Raw genomic sequence first — 16,920 nt, forward strand, 5'->3', positions numbered from 1 at the left:
GAATCGTCAATCAGCTACTTCGACTCAGTACGGACCGGATCGATCGGAGGTTGAACCTCCGGCTGATGCTGGCCGGCTTGAGCGTGCGACACGAGAAATGGCGTTTGCGACCTCAGTCGTGCTCCGAAAGGTGCTCGTGCGAAGGGACCTGGCTGTGTGATTCAAGTGCCTTCCGCTGCGCGAGGTGGAGGGCACCGAGCACACCGGCTCTGTCGCCGAGGTGAGGCGGCACGACATACGAATCGAGGTCGCTCGTCAGGCGGGGGAGATCGACGTAGCCTGCCAGTTCCTGTCGGAGGTGGTGACGAATGCGGGGGAACAGGTGCTTCTGCTGCATAACGCCGCCACCCAGCACGAATCGTTCGGGAGAAAGGACGTAGATCAGCGTGGCACAGGCCTGGGCGAGGTATTGCGCGTGGATGGACCAGATAGGATGATCCGAAGGGAGTTTCTCCGGTTGTGTACCGACACGTGCCTCCAGTGCGGGTCCGGATGCGAGGCCCTCCAGGCAGTCGCCATGGTACGGGCAGAGGCCGTCGAACGTGTCCTCTTCGAGCCGGCGCACGCGGAGGTGACCCATTTCCGGATGGAGCAGCCCATGGTGAGGGGTGCCATCGACGACAAATCCTCCGCCGATACCCGTGCCAATCGTCAAGTAGAGGAGGCTGTCGACATCCGTGCCGGCTCCCCAGACGTACTCGGCTAGAGCTGCGGCATTCACATCTGTATCTACAGCAACCGGACAGTTGAGGGCCTGAAAGGGCTCGATGATGTCGACGTTCGACCAGCGTGCCTTGGGCGTGTTGAGAAGGCGACCGTACGCGGGGGAGTCCGCGTGAGGGTTGATTGGACCGAACGATCCAATGCCCAGGGCGCGAAGCGGGGAAGAATGAGCCTGGAAGAAGTCCAGGACGGCCGTCAATGTTTCGTCGGGCGCGGTCGTCGGAATGCGAGTGACTCGCTGCAGGTCATTCGGTCCGGATCCAGTGGCGCACACGAATTTGGTACCGCCTGCTTCGATGGCTCCAAATGTCATTTCGAGTGCGCGAGAGAAAATACAGAAGAGCAGATAGAGAGGGGACCGAATCCCTGCAACAGATCGGGGCCGGATGCGAAGGCCGGCGGAATCGTCTAGGTGTCCATTCCGCTGCCGCAGGACGCACGGACAACAAGTTCCGGTTGGAGGACGATCAGAGCTGCAGCTCGGTCGGGAGATGCAATGCGGTCAAACAGAAGCTCCGCGGCCCGGCGTCCCATTTCGTAGCTCGGCTGGCGGACTGTCGTCAGGGGAGGATCGAGCAACTTCGCCCAGGGCGCATCATCAAAGGTTACCACCGCGATGTCCTCTGGAACGCGCAGGTCGTGCTCGCGGACGCTCTCGAGGACACCGAGCGCGAGCTGGTTGTTTGCCGCAAACAGCGCGGAGGGAGCGTGATCCAGTCGCAAGAGTTCGTCGGTTAAGGCTTTGCCAGCGTCGCGTGTGGGACGCCCCTCCCGGACGAGCTCATCGTCGAACGGGATGCCGTGATCATGTAGGGCTCGTCGGTACCCAGCCGCTCGCTCTGCACTCGTCGCAATCGTTTCAGGACCATTAATCAACCCGATCCGCCGGTGGCCAAGCTCGATCAGATGGTTGACGATATCGCGTGCGCCCCGTTCGTTGTCGACGACCACTGTATCGACGGAGGCATCGGAGATGCGCCGATCGAAGAACACGAGGGGCATCCCGATATTTTTAATATCCAGATTCAGGTCGCTTCGGGCGATCGGTGGGAGAATCACGCCATCTGCGGACTCGGCCTTAAGTACATCGACGTAGAACTGCTCGCGATCGGAGGTCTCGTCGGTATTGCAGAGGATAACCGCTGCGTCGCGTGCATAGGCAACATCCTCCACGCCGCGGACGACATCGGAATAGAACGGGTTTTGGATGTCCGGAATGAGCAGGCCGAGCATGTGGGCCCGGCCATCCAACCGGCGCAACCGACGTGCGACGCGGTTCGGGCGGTATTCCAGATCATCGATCGCAGCTTCGACGCGCGTTCGCGTGTCGGCGTTGACCATGTCCGGGCGGTTGATGGTGCGTGACACTGTGCTGACCGAGACGCCGGCCTGGCGCGCGACGTCTTCTAACGTGGCCATGGGAAAGGTGTAAGCCGTTCTTGAGGACGTTCGACGAAAGTATCAAATGGACGAAGCGGACACAAGCACGTCACAAACGTTTTCAGGAAAAGAACGATCTGACGAGAATTGTTACATTGAATCGGCTGAAAAACGTTCCAGCACGCGATGAGTGAATGCCAATGTAATGAAAACGTTTGCAACTATCCATTTCTTTGTGCACCTTAGGTACCGCAACATGATGAGGTGGCGCCCTTTTTCCCGCTCTTTCGACCACAGATCGCGTTTTCGATTTCCACCTACCGTGGAAGCGCTTCGCAGTCGAGTGCGATGATCCGCCCGCCTTTTCCACATAGCCGCATCGATGGTTTGGTGTACGTCGCTCGAGATTTGCCTGCACATCCATCGGAGCGAAGGCGTTTTCCTCTTGAGGAAATCGTCTCAACCAACGAGTGTTGATCTGACCCGATAGTATGATGACACGAGTCTGGACCCTGAGCCTCTTGCTCAGTACCCTTCTGTTAATGATCACCTGGACGCCGGCGCCGGCGCAGGCGCAGTCCGACCGCGAAATATCTGGACAGGTGACCGACGCTGTCACCGGCGAAACGCTACCTGGCGTGAACGTCTTTGTCCCGAGTACGAAACAGGGAACAGCGACGGGGATCGACGGAACATACACGCTGACGGTTTCTGAAGAGGCGGATTCTCTGTCGTTCTCGTACGTGGGCTACGAGACCATGACGGTTCCGCTCGCGGGGCGAACGGAGATCGATGTTGCGCTAGCCCCGGCGACCCTCGAAGCGGGGGAGTTGGTTGTCACGGCGCTCGGCATCGAGCGAGAGTCGCGCACGATCGGATACTCCGTGCAGGAGGTCGAGGGTTCGGATCTGAGCCAGACGGCTGAGCTCAACGTCATCAACTCCCTGCAGGGACAGCTTGCCGGGGTACAGGTTCAGCCCTCGGGAACCGGGCCGGGCGGATCGTCGCGCATCGTAATCCGCGGAATCCGCTTCCTCGGGTCGAGCAACCAACCCCTCATCGTTCTGGATGGCATTCCCATTCAAGGGGGCGGCCGCCAGCAGACGGGCTCGTTCGGCGGGTTCGACTACGGAGGCGGGATCGGGGACATTGACCCAAACAGCATCGCCAGTCTGACGGTACTTCGCGGTGGAAACGCGGCCGCTCTATACGGGTCACGCGGCGCCAACGGGGCAATTGTCATCGAAACGAAAAAGGGAACGCAGGAGACCGAGGTGACCGTCAGTTCGCAGACGACCGCCGGTGAACCGCTCGTTCTGCCTGATCTTCAGAACGAGTACGGGCGAGGAAATAACGGTACGCTCACGCAAGGAAGCGACGGCATTCCCGTCGTCCCGGCTGGTGACATTAGCTGGGGGCCGCGTATGGAGGGGCAGGATGTGAGGGATTGGACCGGGAGCGTCCAGCCCTACAGTCCGCAGCCGAATAACGTCGAAGACCTGTTCGACACGTCGTACAGTACCAACAACAGCATCTCGTTCGCGACGGGGAACGAGACGGCGACGGCCCGCGCGACCATCTCGAACGTGCAGAGTGCAGGCACGCTTCCCGGCAACGAGCTCGATCGCACAAACATCTCGCTGGCGAGTTCGGCGGATCTATCAGACCGATTTACAGTGGACGGGCGTGTTGGATATGTCGCGCAGTCTGCATTCAACCGGGTAAACGTGGCAAAGAGTCCCGACAACCCGATCTACAACGCCTATTACTTCCCGAGAAACCTCCGCCTCAGCGACCTGGAGGACTTCCGGACGAGCGACGGCGATCCTCGACTCTGGTTGGATGAGTCGGCTGCCGATTTTTCGACCCGTAACAACCCGTACTGGACGGTCAACCTGAACACGAACGAAGACGAGCGCCGTCGTGTCCTCGGGTACATGCGCTTGAAATACGACTTCGCGGACTGGCTCAACGGCTTCATCCGGGGTGGGACGGATTACAATACGCTCCGTCGTGAGGTACGCGTCGCATCGGGCACGAGCTACAAAGTCGCCCAGTGTGGATCGGACGGCAGCCGCCGATGCGGCGAGTATCTGGCCGAGCAGACCATGAGTCAGGAGACCACGTTCGATGCGCTACTTGACGGCGAGCGTGAGCTCACGGACGATGTCACTGGACGCCTGGGAGTGGGCGGCGAGTGGCGTTTCGAGCGCGGTGAGACCACCGGGACATCCGGAAGCGGACTGAGCATCCCCAACTTCTTTACGGCGGGTAACCTGACATCGCCGACGCCGACGTACGGCTTCAGTGAGAAGGAAGTCCGGTCGCTCTACGCGCTGTTCACGATCCGGTATCGCGACTACCTCTTCCTTGACCTCACCGCTCGTAATGAGTGGTCGTCCACGCTACCGGAGGACAACAACTCGTACTTTTACCCGTCGGCGACGGCCGGATTTATCTTCTCAGACATCTGGGGGCCGTCGTGGCTGAGCTTCGGGAAGTTTCGCGCATCGGTTGCTCAGGTGGGAAGCGACACGTTTCCGTACCGCACGATGCTCGAGTACGACGTGCAGGGGCAGGGGCATGCCGGGCAGTCGTTCGGAAGTGTTCAGGTCGCTCTGCCGGGTGTCGATCTGAAGCCGGAGATGACGACAACGACAGAGGCTGGGCTCGACCTTGAGTTCGTCGATGGACGTTTTGCTCTTTCCAGCACCTATTACTTGACGAACACCAGGAATCAGATCTTGGATCTTCCCATTCCGCCGGCGTCCGGATGGCGAAGCGGAATCATCAATGCTGGGAAGGTTCGAAACGAGGGCGTAGAGCTTCGCTTCGAAGCCGCCGCGGTGGACGGAGACGACTTTCAGTGGGATATCGATGTGAACTGGTCGACCAACGCCTCCGAGATCGTCAAACTAACCGACGACATCGATACCTACGAGCTATCGTCTGATCTAGGCGTGACGATCGAGGCACGCGAAGGCGAACCGTTCGGACAGATTTACGGCACCGCATACCAGCGGACCGACGACGGCCGGCGAATCGTCGACCAGAATGGTCTCCCCGTTGGTATTTCGTCGGACTCGCTTGCACTCCTGGGGAATTTTCAGGCGGACTGGGTCGGCGGCGTGTCCAACACATTCAGGTACAAGGGGATCGGACTGAGCGTTTTACTGGATGTCAAGAAAGGAGGCGACATTTTCTCCCTTTCGAATGCTGTTGCGGCCCAGCAGGGAACCGCTGCCTTCACGGTCGATGGACGCGAGGCATTCTACAATGGTAATGGCGGCATCGTCGCCGAGGGCGTCGTCAACACGGGTACGGCCAGCAACCCGACGTACGAAGAAAACACGCAAGCCGTGGATCCGCAGGCGTACTGGTCCCGCGTGGGCGGAGAAGGCGGGATTACGGAGGAGTTTGTCTACGATGCCAGCTACGTCAAGCTGCGTCAGGTGACGCTGAGTTATCGTTTGCCCTCGGGTTGGATTCAGCCCGCCCGCTTGCAATCGGCCCGCGTATCGGTGTTCGGTCGTAACCTGGCCTACCTCTTCAAGAATACGCCTGGATTCGATCCGGAGTCGACGTATAGTACCTCGCTCTCGAACCAGGGCCGCGAAGCATTTGCCTATCCGCCTACGCGGAGTATCGGGTTTAGTCTAAACCTGACGCTGTGATCGGCTGCGACCTGACGCCAAAAGCTCGATTCCGACCGGAAATGTATTCCCAATTGCTGTCCCATCCCGACGTGCACGATTCAATGTCGAATACCCGACCGCCTCGTCTTCTCGTTCTCGCGTGTACAGTGCTGCTCGTCGTCCCCATGTTCTTCATCGGGTGCGACTTCGGCTCGACCAATGACGATCCGACGGCGCCCAACACGATCAACCCGGATCTGCTGTTCACGCGTTCGCTCGTGTACGGCACGCTGCGCTACGACGTGTATCAACGGAGTCAGCATCTCTTTGGCAACATGTACGCGCAGTACGTTGCCAACCTCGTTCCCAACTTCCCGACCGACCGGTACGAAACGAGCGGTGCGTACGACAACTGGGCGGAAGCCTTCTGGAACACGTCGTACGCTGCGTACGGTGGCGGCGCGAACGTGGGGGAGAACGTCAGCAATCCGGGAATCAATATTCAGCAGGCCATCGAGCTCACACAGGATGATCCGCAGTTGGTCAACAAGACGGCCATTGCGCGCATCTGGAAAGTCTGGCTGTTGCATCGCGTGACCGATGCCTGGGGCGACGTTCCGTACAGCGAGGCCTATCAGGGGGATGAAGGAAACCGGACACCGGTTTATGATCCGCAGGAAGAGATCTACCGCGATATGCTTGCTGTCCTCGAGCAGTCCGCTGAGGCAATCGATCCGTCGATATCGGGCGGCAGCTTTCGGTTCGGGGACGCCGATGTTCTATTCAACGACGATCTGACCAGGTGGCGGCGGTTTGCGAACGCACTCCGCCTGCGCCTGGCGATCCGCGCTTCGGAGGCTGCGCCGTCACTGGCAGAACAGCATGTGCGGGATGTGCTCTCCAGCGGCGAGGTGATGCAGGGCAACGACGACTCCGCCCGCCTCATCATGGGAACAGCAGAAGGCGAGTTTGTGAACTCCAATCCGCTTTCGATTATCGCCGGCTTCGGGGACGAGCGCGTGAGTGAGCTGGCCGTTCAGATTCTGAGCGACCGCAACGATCCCCGTATCGGCGAGATCGCTGATACAACCATTACGTTCCCGCGCGACGGCGTTCTGTATCGTGGATTGCCGAATGGGCTCAGCGCATCGGAGCTGAACGGCATCCAGTCGTTTCGTTACTCGCGCATCGGGGATCGCTTCCGAGAAGCTGACAATCCCGTTCCGGTCATTCTGTACCCCGAGGTCGAGTTCCTCCAGGCCGAGGCTGCGCTTCGCGGCTGGGCCTCGACGACAGCAGAAGATCACTACGAAGCCGGCATTCGAGCGTCGCTCGAAATGTATGGAATTGACGACCCGACGACCGTAGACAACTATTTGCAGGAGCCGAACGTGGCGTGGCCGGCATCGGGCACCTTCGAGGAGAAGCTGGAGGCGATCATTACACAGAAATGGATTGCCATCTACACGCAGGGGTTCGAAGCGTGGGCCGAGCAGCGGCGGACCGGCTACCCCGAGCTGCTGACCATCTCCGGGCAGGGCGCAACGGGCGGTGAGGTCCCGACCCGCATTCTGTATCCCAATGTCGAGCGTTCGCTCAATTCGGCCAACGTCAACGAAGCCGCACAGCGTATGGGTGGAGACACGCCCACGACACGCGTGTGGTGGGACGTCGACTAGCCAGAATCCACGTGTTGCCCTTCATTCCCTTCCCGTTTTCGCGACTGACCGATGATACCGACCGTGTTTCCTCGTTCTGCTTCCTGGGTGGCTGTTGTCGCTCTCCTCGTTCTGACGGCGGCCGCCTGCGACTCCGGCGGAGACGGGCCGTCAGATCCTGACACGCAAGTTGCCCTCTCCTTTGCCCCTGACGCCTCGTACGTCGTAGGAAATGACGTCGGGGTGACGGCGACGGTAACGACCGTCGACGGCGATCCGGTCGAAGGCGACACCGTTGCGTTTTCGGGTGATGGCAGCTTCCAGCCATCTACGGGCACCACGGACGCGGACGGCGAGGTGGTGGCGACGTGGACGCTAGCGACCGACAAGACCGGCGCGGATGCACAGTTCGTCCGTGTCGAAACGGCGAAGGGGAAGTCGGACGAGCAGAGCGTGTCAGTCAATCCTGGTGCCGTGGGGAGTATTACGGCGACAGTGACCGATACCGTGATCGCCGTCGACAGCACCACCACGCTCTCCGTTGTCGATGCGGCCGACGAGTTTGGCAATTCCATCAGCGACCTCTCACGCTACACGTTCAGCTGGACGAGCGTTACACCGGATAGCGCCGCAATCGAAGGCGACAGCGTTGGGACGGAGGTGACGGTTCGCGGACTGGGCGACGGGATGGCGCACTTTTCCGTTTCCTCCGGTGCTGCGCCGGACGCGAGCGTCTCTGACATTCAAAAGGCAGAGAAGGCGGCTGCCACCGAGGTGGACGTCGATGTGCGCCGCCATGAGCTCCGGGGCGTTTGGCTGACGAACGTGGACTCGAACGTGCTCGACAGCCGGGCCAATATCCGTGAGGCGATGGAGTACCTGGAGGCAAACAACTTCAACGTCGTCTTCCCCGTGGTCTGGAATAAGGCCGCGACCATGTACCCGAGCACAGTCATGGACACGCTGCTCAACCGGCCCATCGATCCTGCCTACGCCGGACGCGATCCGCTACAGGAGATCATTGATGAGGCGAAGCCGCGTGGGATTGCGGTGATTCCGTGGTTCGAGTTCGGCTTCTCGTCTTCGTACAGTCAAAATGGAGGCCCGATTATCGACAAATATCCCAGCTGGGCCGCGAAAGACGTGAATGGCGACCTGCTGGTCAAGAATGGTTTTGACTGGATGAATCCCTACCGGCCGGAGGTGCAGAATCTATTGATGTCCCTCATCATGGAAGTCGTGAACAACTACGACATTGACGGCATCCAGGGGGACGATCGGCTTCCGGCAAATCCGGTCGAAGGCGGGTACTCCGAATACACGAAGGAGCTTTACCGTTCGGAACATAACGGCCAGAATCCGCCAACGAACGAACAGAATCCGGACTGGAAGAAGTGGCGCGCTGATAAGCTTACCGCCTTTGGAGAGCGCGTCTACAACAATGTGAAGGGCGTTGACTCAGACCTCATCGTCTCATGGTCCCCGAGCCCCTACTCGTTCGGATACGATGAGTACCTGCAGGACTATCCCGAATGGGTCGACCGTGGCATCACAGACATCGCGCATCCGCAGCTGTACCGCCGCGATGTGCCGTCGTATAAGTCGCTATTGAGCCAGCAGCTCAGCATCACGGATCGAAGCAAGCTCCTCGGCTTCTACCCGGGCATTCTCTTGAAAGTCGGCGGGTACGTTGCCGAGCCGGATGACATGGTGGCTGTGGTGAAAGAGAACCGGGCAAATGATGTGTACGGCGAGGTGTTCTTCTTCTACGAAGGCCTCCGTGCGTACAACGGCGACGTGACCCAGGCACTGGTCGATCGGACCGTCTATCGTGATCCGGCGCCGCTTCCGTTCCGTCGCGCCAGCACGAAGTGACACGTTAGTCGCGGACCCTACCTCCCGATCTTGTCTCCTTCAGCCCGATAACGCTGCATGCTTTTTATCGACTATGCCATTGTGGTGGTGTACCTGATCGCCCTCATCGGGATCGGGCTCTATCTGCAGCGGCGCGCTGGGTCGAGCATCGGGCACTTCTTCCTCGGCGACAACAAGATTCCCTGGTGGGCACTCGGCGCGTCGGGAATGGCGTCGAACCTCGACGTGTCGGGGACGATGATCATCGCGGCCTTGATATACGCGCTCGGGGTGCAGGGCTTCTACATCGAGATTCGCGGTGGCGTCGTTCTGCTGCTGGCCTTCTTCATGATCACGATGGGGAAGTGGAACCGGCGGGCGAAGGTCATGACGCTGGCGGAGTGGATGGAGTACCGGTTTGGCTCTGGATTCCAGGGGCAGACGGCTCGCGTCCTCGCGGCCGTAGCGAATCTCGCCTTCGCGATCGCGACGGTGACCTACTTTGCGCAGGGCGCAGGTATTTTCCTCGGTGAAATCCTGGGGATCCCGGCAGACGCAGCGGCGATAGGCATGATCGCCCTTGCCTCGATTTACACCATTGCGAGTGGTCTGTACGGCGTCGTCTACACGGACGTCTTCCAGGGCTTCTTCGTATTTGGAGCGATCGCCTACGTGATCTATCTCGTGGTTACCGGCTACCCGATCCCGCAGGAATTTGCCGTGTCGGTCCCGATGGGGGATGGCTCCTTTCGGGAGATTATGACCACCCGGGAGGCGTGGACGGACGTTATACCCGATTGGAAGAAGGACTTGCCGGGGACGTACGGACAATACAGCCTCTTCGGCATCGGCATCCTGTTCTATTTGATGCGCTCGTGCATCGATGGTATGAGCGGGACCGGGGGATACGTGATCCAGCGGTTCTATGCGGCGAAAAATGAGAGGGAGGCCGGGCTCCTCAGCATGTTCTGGATCCTCCTGCTATCGCTCCGGTGGCCCTTCGTCATCAGCATTGCCATCATGGGGATCTCCTACGGCGCGTCGAACCAGGTCATCGCGAACCCGGAGGAAGTTCTCCCGATCGTGATTCTCGAAATGATTCCGACCGGATTGAAAGGGCTGCTCGTGGCGGGGCTTATCGCGGCCGCCATGTCGACCTTCGACTCGGTCGTGAACGCCGGGGCTGCCTACTGGGTGCGCGATATCTACCAGCGGTTCCTGAAGCCAGAGGCGACGGAGAAACGTCTGGTCTGGCATTCTCGCGCGGCCACCGCGGTTATCGTTGTCGTCGGGATGCTATCGACCTACGCGTTTGAGAGTCTGAACGACGTGTGGGGATGGCTCACGATGGGTCTCGGCACTGGGTTGATCGTACCCCAGATGATCCGGTGGTACTGGTGGCGATTCAACGGGTACGGCTACGCCGGCGGAACCGTTATCGGCATGTCGCTCGCCATACTCCAGCAGATATTCCTTCCCGAACTATCCGAACTCTGGATCTTCGTTGGTATCGGGTCGATCACATTTATCGCCTGCATCGTGATCGCACTGATGACCCCACCGACGGACGAAGAGGTGCTTGACGAGTTCTACCGTGAAACGAAGCCGTTCGGTTTCTGGAACACCGTACGGGACAAGATCGATGCGCTGGAGATCAAGGAGGTGAAGAAGGAAAACCGCCGCGACATCGCCGGACTGTTCCTCGCTGTGCCGTGGCAACTCGTTCTGTTTCTCACGACGATGATGTTCGTGACGCGGGAGTGGGATGCGTTCCTCACACTCCTGGGTGTGCTCATTGTCCTGAGTGTTGCGCTTTACCTCGTATGGTACCGGCACCTGCCGGGTGCCGTCGACCTCGCGCTTGCCTCCGATGGCCCGGAGGAAGAGGCAGCAGGGTAGAATGCATGGCGGATCGAGACATCGATGGATGATGTTGTTGTACGGAATATGTGATGCAAAGGATTGCATATTCTGCGTAATCTTCGGTTGTTTCTACCCCGTGCTTCGTCAAAACTAGACATTTGAGATCCTCTCCACTACCATGAGTGCAGATAGAGTGTAACACAGTCGTGACGCGCTATTGCAAACGTTTGCAATCGGAAGCGCTTTTGACGACACTTTGGAAAGAAACGATGAACGAATAAGCCACCTGCTGCTTCTCTCGCCCGCTCGTTACGAATCAAACCCTTTTGATCTCATGAAACGGACTGTTACCTCAATCCTAACGCTTCTCGTCGTCGCGGCGTGGTGTGCCGCACCGGCGTTTTCGCAAACCTCATTCGACCGTGATTGGGAGTTCTCCGCGAACGTCAACTCAGGGTCGATACCAGCCTATCTAACGGATGCACGTGCTATCGCCTACGGGATGGTCGATGATGGATCCGGTACCATGGTTGGGCGATTGCTCGTGAGCCACGGTGGCGACAACGTGGAGATTGTCGACCCAGCCGACGGGCAGAGCCTCGGCACGCTGAGTACGAACGGTATACAGGGCACCTCGACACGGAATATTCAGGATGTTGAGGTGACGGGAGACAACATCATTATCGGATGCAACTCTGTAAACAACACATTCGCTCCAGGAGACGTCACAGACTTTCGGTGTTATCGATGGGATGATCTCGGGGCAGACCCGGTTCAGGTTTTAAGCTTCCCGGCTCCAGATGCAAATAATGATGGGGAGTCTGATTACATCGGACGCCTCGTCGACGTGAAGGGGAACGCCAACGACAATACGCTCACGATTCTGACGGCAGCTTCTGCGTTTCAGGACAGTGGCGTGAACGACGTCTACCGGTTTACAACGACTGATAATGCACAGAGCTTTTCTTCTGAGACAGTTGATCGTCCAGATGGCGAGCCCTTTGACAATCTAAACGGAGTTGCCGCAATAGGCACGGGCGATGCCCCCTTCATTTACAATGCAGGAGGGGCTCCTCCGACTCGGTACGCAGCTGATGGGACGTCTCCTGAGGCCGTGCCAAGCGGTGCAGGCATCGTTTCTTCATTTACGAATTCGGTGGAGTACTTTGAGACGAGCTCCGGTTCGTTCTTCGCAACGTTCAATTACGAGATGGGCGGAAACGGATCGAAGGCGACAGTTGTCGACGTCACAAGTGGATTCAGCGCTGCCTTGCCGTACGACTCGACGCCGTCAATGGGGGGCGGTCCGCCGAATGGTGCGGGCGACATCGATGTCCGAAACAATGGAGATGGTACGGTTACCGTATTCGTAGTTTCTGCCGACACGGGAATTGGTTCATTCACGACCAATACCGATCCTCTCCCGGTTGAACTCGCGAGCTTCGAGGCTGACCGAGATGGAAACAACGTCGCCCTCCGCTGGGAAACGCTGTCGGAAACGGGCAACTCGGGCTTCGACATCGAGCGCTCGATCGACGGACGTGCCTTCACGAAGGTTGGCTTCGAGCCGGGACAGGGCACGACGACGGAAGCTACGTCGTACCGATTCGTCGACAACAGCATTCCGTACGGCGTTTCCGACGTCACGTACCGTCTGCGCCAGATCGATGTGGATGGCGATGAGACGCTGACGGATGCGCGGTCCATCACGTTCACGCCCTCCTCGGTGTCGCTCGTCGGCTCTGTGCCGAACCCGGTCGCATCCGGTCAGGCAGAGATTCGCTTCGAGCTGCCGAAGGCGATGAACGTTCGCCTGTCCGTCTACGACCTCCTCGGCCGCGAGGTGGCTGTGCTGGTTGATGGAGAGCAGATGGCGAAGCAGCATCGCGTGAGTTTCGATGCGTCGACGCTCGCCAGTGGTACGTACTTGATCCGTCTGGAGACAGACCGGGGTGCCACCACGAGCAAGATGACCATCGCCCGATAACGGGACGATGCATCGACGGAATGTTCAGGACGGGAGCCCCGGTGACGGACCGCATCGCGCCGTCGCCGGGCCCGCCTGGATATAAAAGGGTGACCCGAAGAACGAGGGTTGCCGTTTCTTCCAACTGAGCCGTCACCGGACGGCTCTCAAATCGATACCGATGCTTATGAAACGGATTGCAACGACACTCGCGATCATACTCACGGCGCTGTCCTGGCTCGTTGTTTCGACGACGCCGGCTCAAGCTCAATCCTTCTCGACAGACTGGGAATTCTCCACGGCGGAGGGCAATCTACCGTCGTATTTTCGAACGAACAATGACACGCGCTACCTCGCGTATGGTCAGGTGGACGACGGCAACGGAACAATGGTTGAACGCGTCCTCATTCTGAGTGGCGGGAACGACCCCTACGAAATTCGCATCCTGGACGCTAACGACGGCACGGATCTGGGCACGCTCCCGGCGGTCACGAGTCTCCCGACGCCCAGCGACGGGCGAAAGCTCACCGACATCGAAATTTCCGACGACGGCTTCATTATCGCCTGCAACGAGGTGAACAACGCCTTTGGGACAGATAGCACGACGGAGAACTTCAAGTGCTATCGCTGGGACAGTCTGACGGATAGCTCGCCGGAGACGGTTGTGGATTATTCGGTCCCGGACAATAGCCCGAGCAACGGCTCAACAGAGGGCGACTGGGTCGGACGCCAGGTCACGATGGTCGGTTCGATGAGTGACAACAGCGCGACCATTCTTACGACGGCGGCGCGGGAGAGCTCATATGTGTACCGCTTTACGACATCTGACAACGGCCAGTCCTTCTCTGGGGAAGCAATCGAAAGAACAGGCCGTCCTCCAACGGGCAACATCAACGGCGTTGCGCCGCTTGGGCCTGGAGCCTCTCCATTCATCGTAAATGTATTGAACGTGGCTCCAATCCAGTACGACGCAACCGGAGCGGAGGTGGCACAGGACCAGGGTGCATTTACTGCGTTTACCAACTCAATCAAATACTTCGAAGCGGGCGGCAAACAGTGGGCCGTCTCCTTCCGATGGGATACGACCGGCGAAAATCAGTTCGCTGAGCTTGTCGACGTTTCCCTTGGTCTTGGTACCGCCCTTCCGTATGCAAGCACGCCGAACTTCGGGCGAGCGAACGAGCAGAACAACACGAACGGGACGGGCGATGTCGCCGTCCGCGTCAACGATGACGACACGGCGACTATTTTCGTACTGGCGACAAATAACGGCGTGGGCTCGTACACGACGGGCTCGGCTCTCCCCGTTGAACTCGCAAACTTCGACGCGCGTCAGAGCGGCGACGATGTCTCCCTAACGTGGAAGACGCTGTCCGAAACCAACAACCAGCGCTTCGAAATTGAGCGTGCTATTGACGGTGGTTCTTTCGCCACGATCGGCCAGCGCGCCGGGCAGGGAACGTCTACTGAAGCCACGAGCTACTCGTTCGTCGATGCCTCAATTCCGTTCGGCGCTGAGACGATCGACTACCGTCTCCGCCAGGTGGATGTGGATGGTGGCGAATCAATGAGCGACGTGGTCACGGTGCGCCTCTCGGCCGACCGACTGCAGCTACTCGGCAGTGCGCCGAACCCGGTCATCAGTACATCCAAAATCCGATACGCGCTACCGGAGCAAGCCAATGTCCGCGTCGCGCTTTACGACGTGCTGGGTCGGGAAGTCCGTGTACTTGAGCAGGGTGCCCGTGCTGCGCGTGAGCACAGCGTGTCGTTCGACGCATCGGGTCTATCGAGCGGCGTCTACTTCATCCGCCTGGAGGCGATGGGGCAGACGAAGACCACCCGTGTCAGTGTCGTTCAGTAAAGCCTGAGTTTCGCTCGCCGGGGTTCGCACGTCTTGTGAAGAGGCGAACCCCGGAAGCGGCTTCGGCCATCCGTCATTTCGCCTCATTCCCCCTTCGAAGATGAAGCGCCGCGACTTTCTCCGTAATGCAGGGCTTGGCCTCGCCGGGCTCGCGGCTCGTCCGTATGTTCACGGCCCATGGTTTCAGGGCCGAGCGAGCCGGGAAACGGATATCGTGATCTTTGGCGGTGGCGCCGGCGGACTGTGTGCCGGGATTCAGGCAGCGCGGCAGGGAGCAGAGGTCGTGGTGCTGGAACCGTCACCCTGGGTCGGCGGCATGCTAACGGCCGCTGGCGTCAGCGCCCTCGACGGCAATAAGTATGGTGCGGGCGGCGGCCTCGTCCACGAGTTTCGCGAGGCACTCGCCGACCACTACGGTTCGATCGATGCACTCTTTACCGGGTGGATCAGTCTCTACTGTTACGAGCCGCACGTCGGACACGGCATTCTGAAGGAGATGATCGCCCCGCTCGACACGCTGACCGTCCTCCGGGGCGTGGAGGCGACCGGATACGAGCGCGTGGGACCGCGAGAGCGGCGCATTCGCGTCACGGAAGCGGATCCGGCGTACGGGCCGCCCGTCTGCACCGATGCCGATCAGACGATCACCTGCTCGGTGTTTGTGGATGCAACCGAGTACGGCGACGGCCTGAAGCTGGCCGGGATTCCGTACCGCCTCGGACGCGAGAGCCAGGCGCAGACCGGAGAAGAGGCTGCACCCGAGACGCCCGACAAGGAGATGCAGGACCTCACCTATGCCGCCACGCTGGTCAAACAGCCGGGTGCAGAGGCCCTGCCGGTGTCGGCGCTGGACCGGGAGCACTTCGATTTCTTCCAGTGCAGCACAAAACTGGATTGCCCGAATCCGGACGAGAAGCTTCTCGGGCACACGGTCCACAGTTGGGAGCGATTTATCACGTATGCTGAGCTCCCGAACAACAAAGTTCTGCTCAACTGGCCGCATCACGCGAACGACTTTCCGTCTCCGGTGGCCATGTTTGAGGATCGGTATTACCGTCGCCGACACCTGGCTGCCGCAAAGCAGCACACCATGCAGTTCGTGCGCTACATGCAGACGGAGCTGGGGCATTCGGAGTGGCAACTCGCGACGGACGAGTACCCGACCGCTGACAATCTGCCGCCCATTCCGTACATCCGGGAGAGCCGCCGGCTGGTCAACGACCACGTGATGAAGCAGTCCGACGTGGTGCCGGACGGGGATAACCCGCGTGCACCGGTGATCGAGGACAGCATTGCGGTTGGCGACTACTTCCTGGACCATCATCACTCGAAGCACCATCTCCCACCGGACTGCCGTCTGGACGAAGACTTCCCTGACAACGAACCATTCCAGGTTTCACCGAACGTCTTTTTCCCGGAGAATGGAGATGATAGCTTTCTCGTCGGGGAAAAGAGCATCGCCGTGACGCACATCGTGAATGGCTGCACGCGCCTGCAACCCGTCGTGATGCTAATGGGACAGGCCATCGGGGCCATCGCAGCGCATGCTGTGTCCGATGGCAGCGCTCCTGCGGATGTCCCGGTGCCGCGCGTACAGGAGAGTCTGCTCGATGCTGGCTGTCAGCTATACATCATGTACGACGTCCCGACGGGGCATGATCTCTTTCGCCCGGTGCAAAACCTCGCGCTTCAGGGTGTGCTTCGCGCGGACGATCCGACCCGACTCCATCCCGATCAACCCATGCCGGCAGAGTGGGCGGTCAAGTGGGCAACGCGCGCGGGAATGCCGGATGCCGTTACCACGAACGAGACGACAGACTCACTTACGCAAGAGGATGTCTCGGGTCGTCTTGCTGAGGCACTTCCGATGGATTACGGGTCATCCTCGATTTCGCGCGGCGCCTTTGTGACGGCCCTGAACAGTCTCACACAATAGAATTGGTCGACGCCTCCCCGGCAAAAACATTCTCCCCTTTC

At 59.6% G+C, this 16,920-nt stretch carries 9 protein-coding genes; 7 read left to right on the forward strand and 2 right to left on the reverse strand.

The features are described 5' to 3' along the window. Positions 1-112: 112 nt before the first annotated feature. Both CRI94_RS04120 and CRI94_RS04125 read right to left on the reverse strand, forming a co-directional pair. Complete coding sequence (locus CRI94_RS04120) at positions 113-1,036, reverse strand: ROK family protein (protein ID WP_098074410.1); 924 nt, start codon at positions 1,034-1,036, stop codon at positions 113-115. A gap of 95 nt (positions 1,037-1,131) precedes the next feature. Next, positions 1,132-2,142, reverse strand: coding sequence for a LacI family DNA-binding transcriptional regulator (locus CRI94_RS04125; protein WP_098074411.1), 1,011 nt, complete (start codon positions 2,140-2,142; stop codon positions 1,132-1,134). A gap of 452 nt (positions 2,143-2,594) precedes the next feature. Here CRI94_RS04125 and CRI94_RS04130 point away from each other — a divergent pair, with 452 nt between their 5' ends. From CRI94_RS04130 to CRI94_RS04160, 7 genes are all read left to right on the forward strand, one after another. Continuing rightward, positions 2,595-5,777 carry a SusC/RagA family TonB-linked outer membrane protein gene (locus tag CRI94_RS04130; protein WP_098074412.1) on the forward strand — a complete coding sequence of 1,061 codons (3,183 nt, stop codon included), beginning with the start codon at positions 2,595-2,597 and terminating at the stop codon, positions 5,775-5,777. A gap of 83 nt (positions 5,778-5,860) precedes the next feature. Next, on the forward strand, positions 5,861-7,417 hold the full coding sequence (locus tag CRI94_RS04135; RefSeq protein ID WP_179862148.1) for a SusD/RagB family nutrient-binding outer membrane lipoprotein: 1,557 nt from the start codon (positions 5,861-5,863) through the stop codon (positions 7,415-7,417). A gap of 63 nt (positions 7,418-7,480) precedes the next feature. After that, positions 7,481-9,271, forward strand: a complete 1,791-nt coding sequence (locus CRI94_RS04140) for a glycoside hydrolase family 10-like protein (RefSeq protein WP_218919349.1) — start codon at positions 7,481-7,483, stop codon at positions 9,269-9,271. 57 nt (positions 9,272-9,328) lie between these two features. After that, positions 9,329-11,149, forward strand: a complete 1,821-nt coding sequence (locus tag CRI94_RS04145) for a sodium:solute symporter family transporter (RefSeq protein WP_098074414.1) — start codon at positions 9,329-9,331, stop codon at positions 11,147-11,149. 298 nt (positions 11,150-11,447) lie between these two features. Continuing rightward, positions 11,448-13,100: a T9SS type A sorting domain-containing protein gene (locus CRI94_RS04150; RefSeq protein ID WP_098074415.1), complete on the forward strand. Its 1,653-nt coding sequence runs from the start codon at positions 11,448-11,450 to the stop codon at positions 13,098-13,100. A gap of 166 nt (positions 13,101-13,266) precedes the next feature. After that, on the forward strand, positions 13,267-14,943 hold the full coding sequence (locus CRI94_RS04155) for a T9SS type A sorting domain-containing protein (protein WP_179862149.1): 1,677 nt from the start codon (positions 13,267-13,269) through the stop codon (positions 14,941-14,943). Positions 14,944-15,043: 100 nt separating this feature from the next. Beyond that, complete coding sequence (locus CRI94_RS04160; protein WP_098074417.1) at positions 15,044-16,879, forward strand: FAD-dependent oxidoreductase; 1,836 nt, start codon at positions 15,044-15,046, stop codon at positions 16,877-16,879. Positions 16,880-16,920: the final 41 nt, after the last annotated feature.

The sequence above is a fragment of the Longibacter salinarum genome (assembly GCF_002554795.1).
Classification (GTDB): domain Bacteria; phylum Bacteroidota; class Rhodothermia; order Rhodothermales; family Salinibacteraceae; genus Longibacter; species Longibacter salinarum.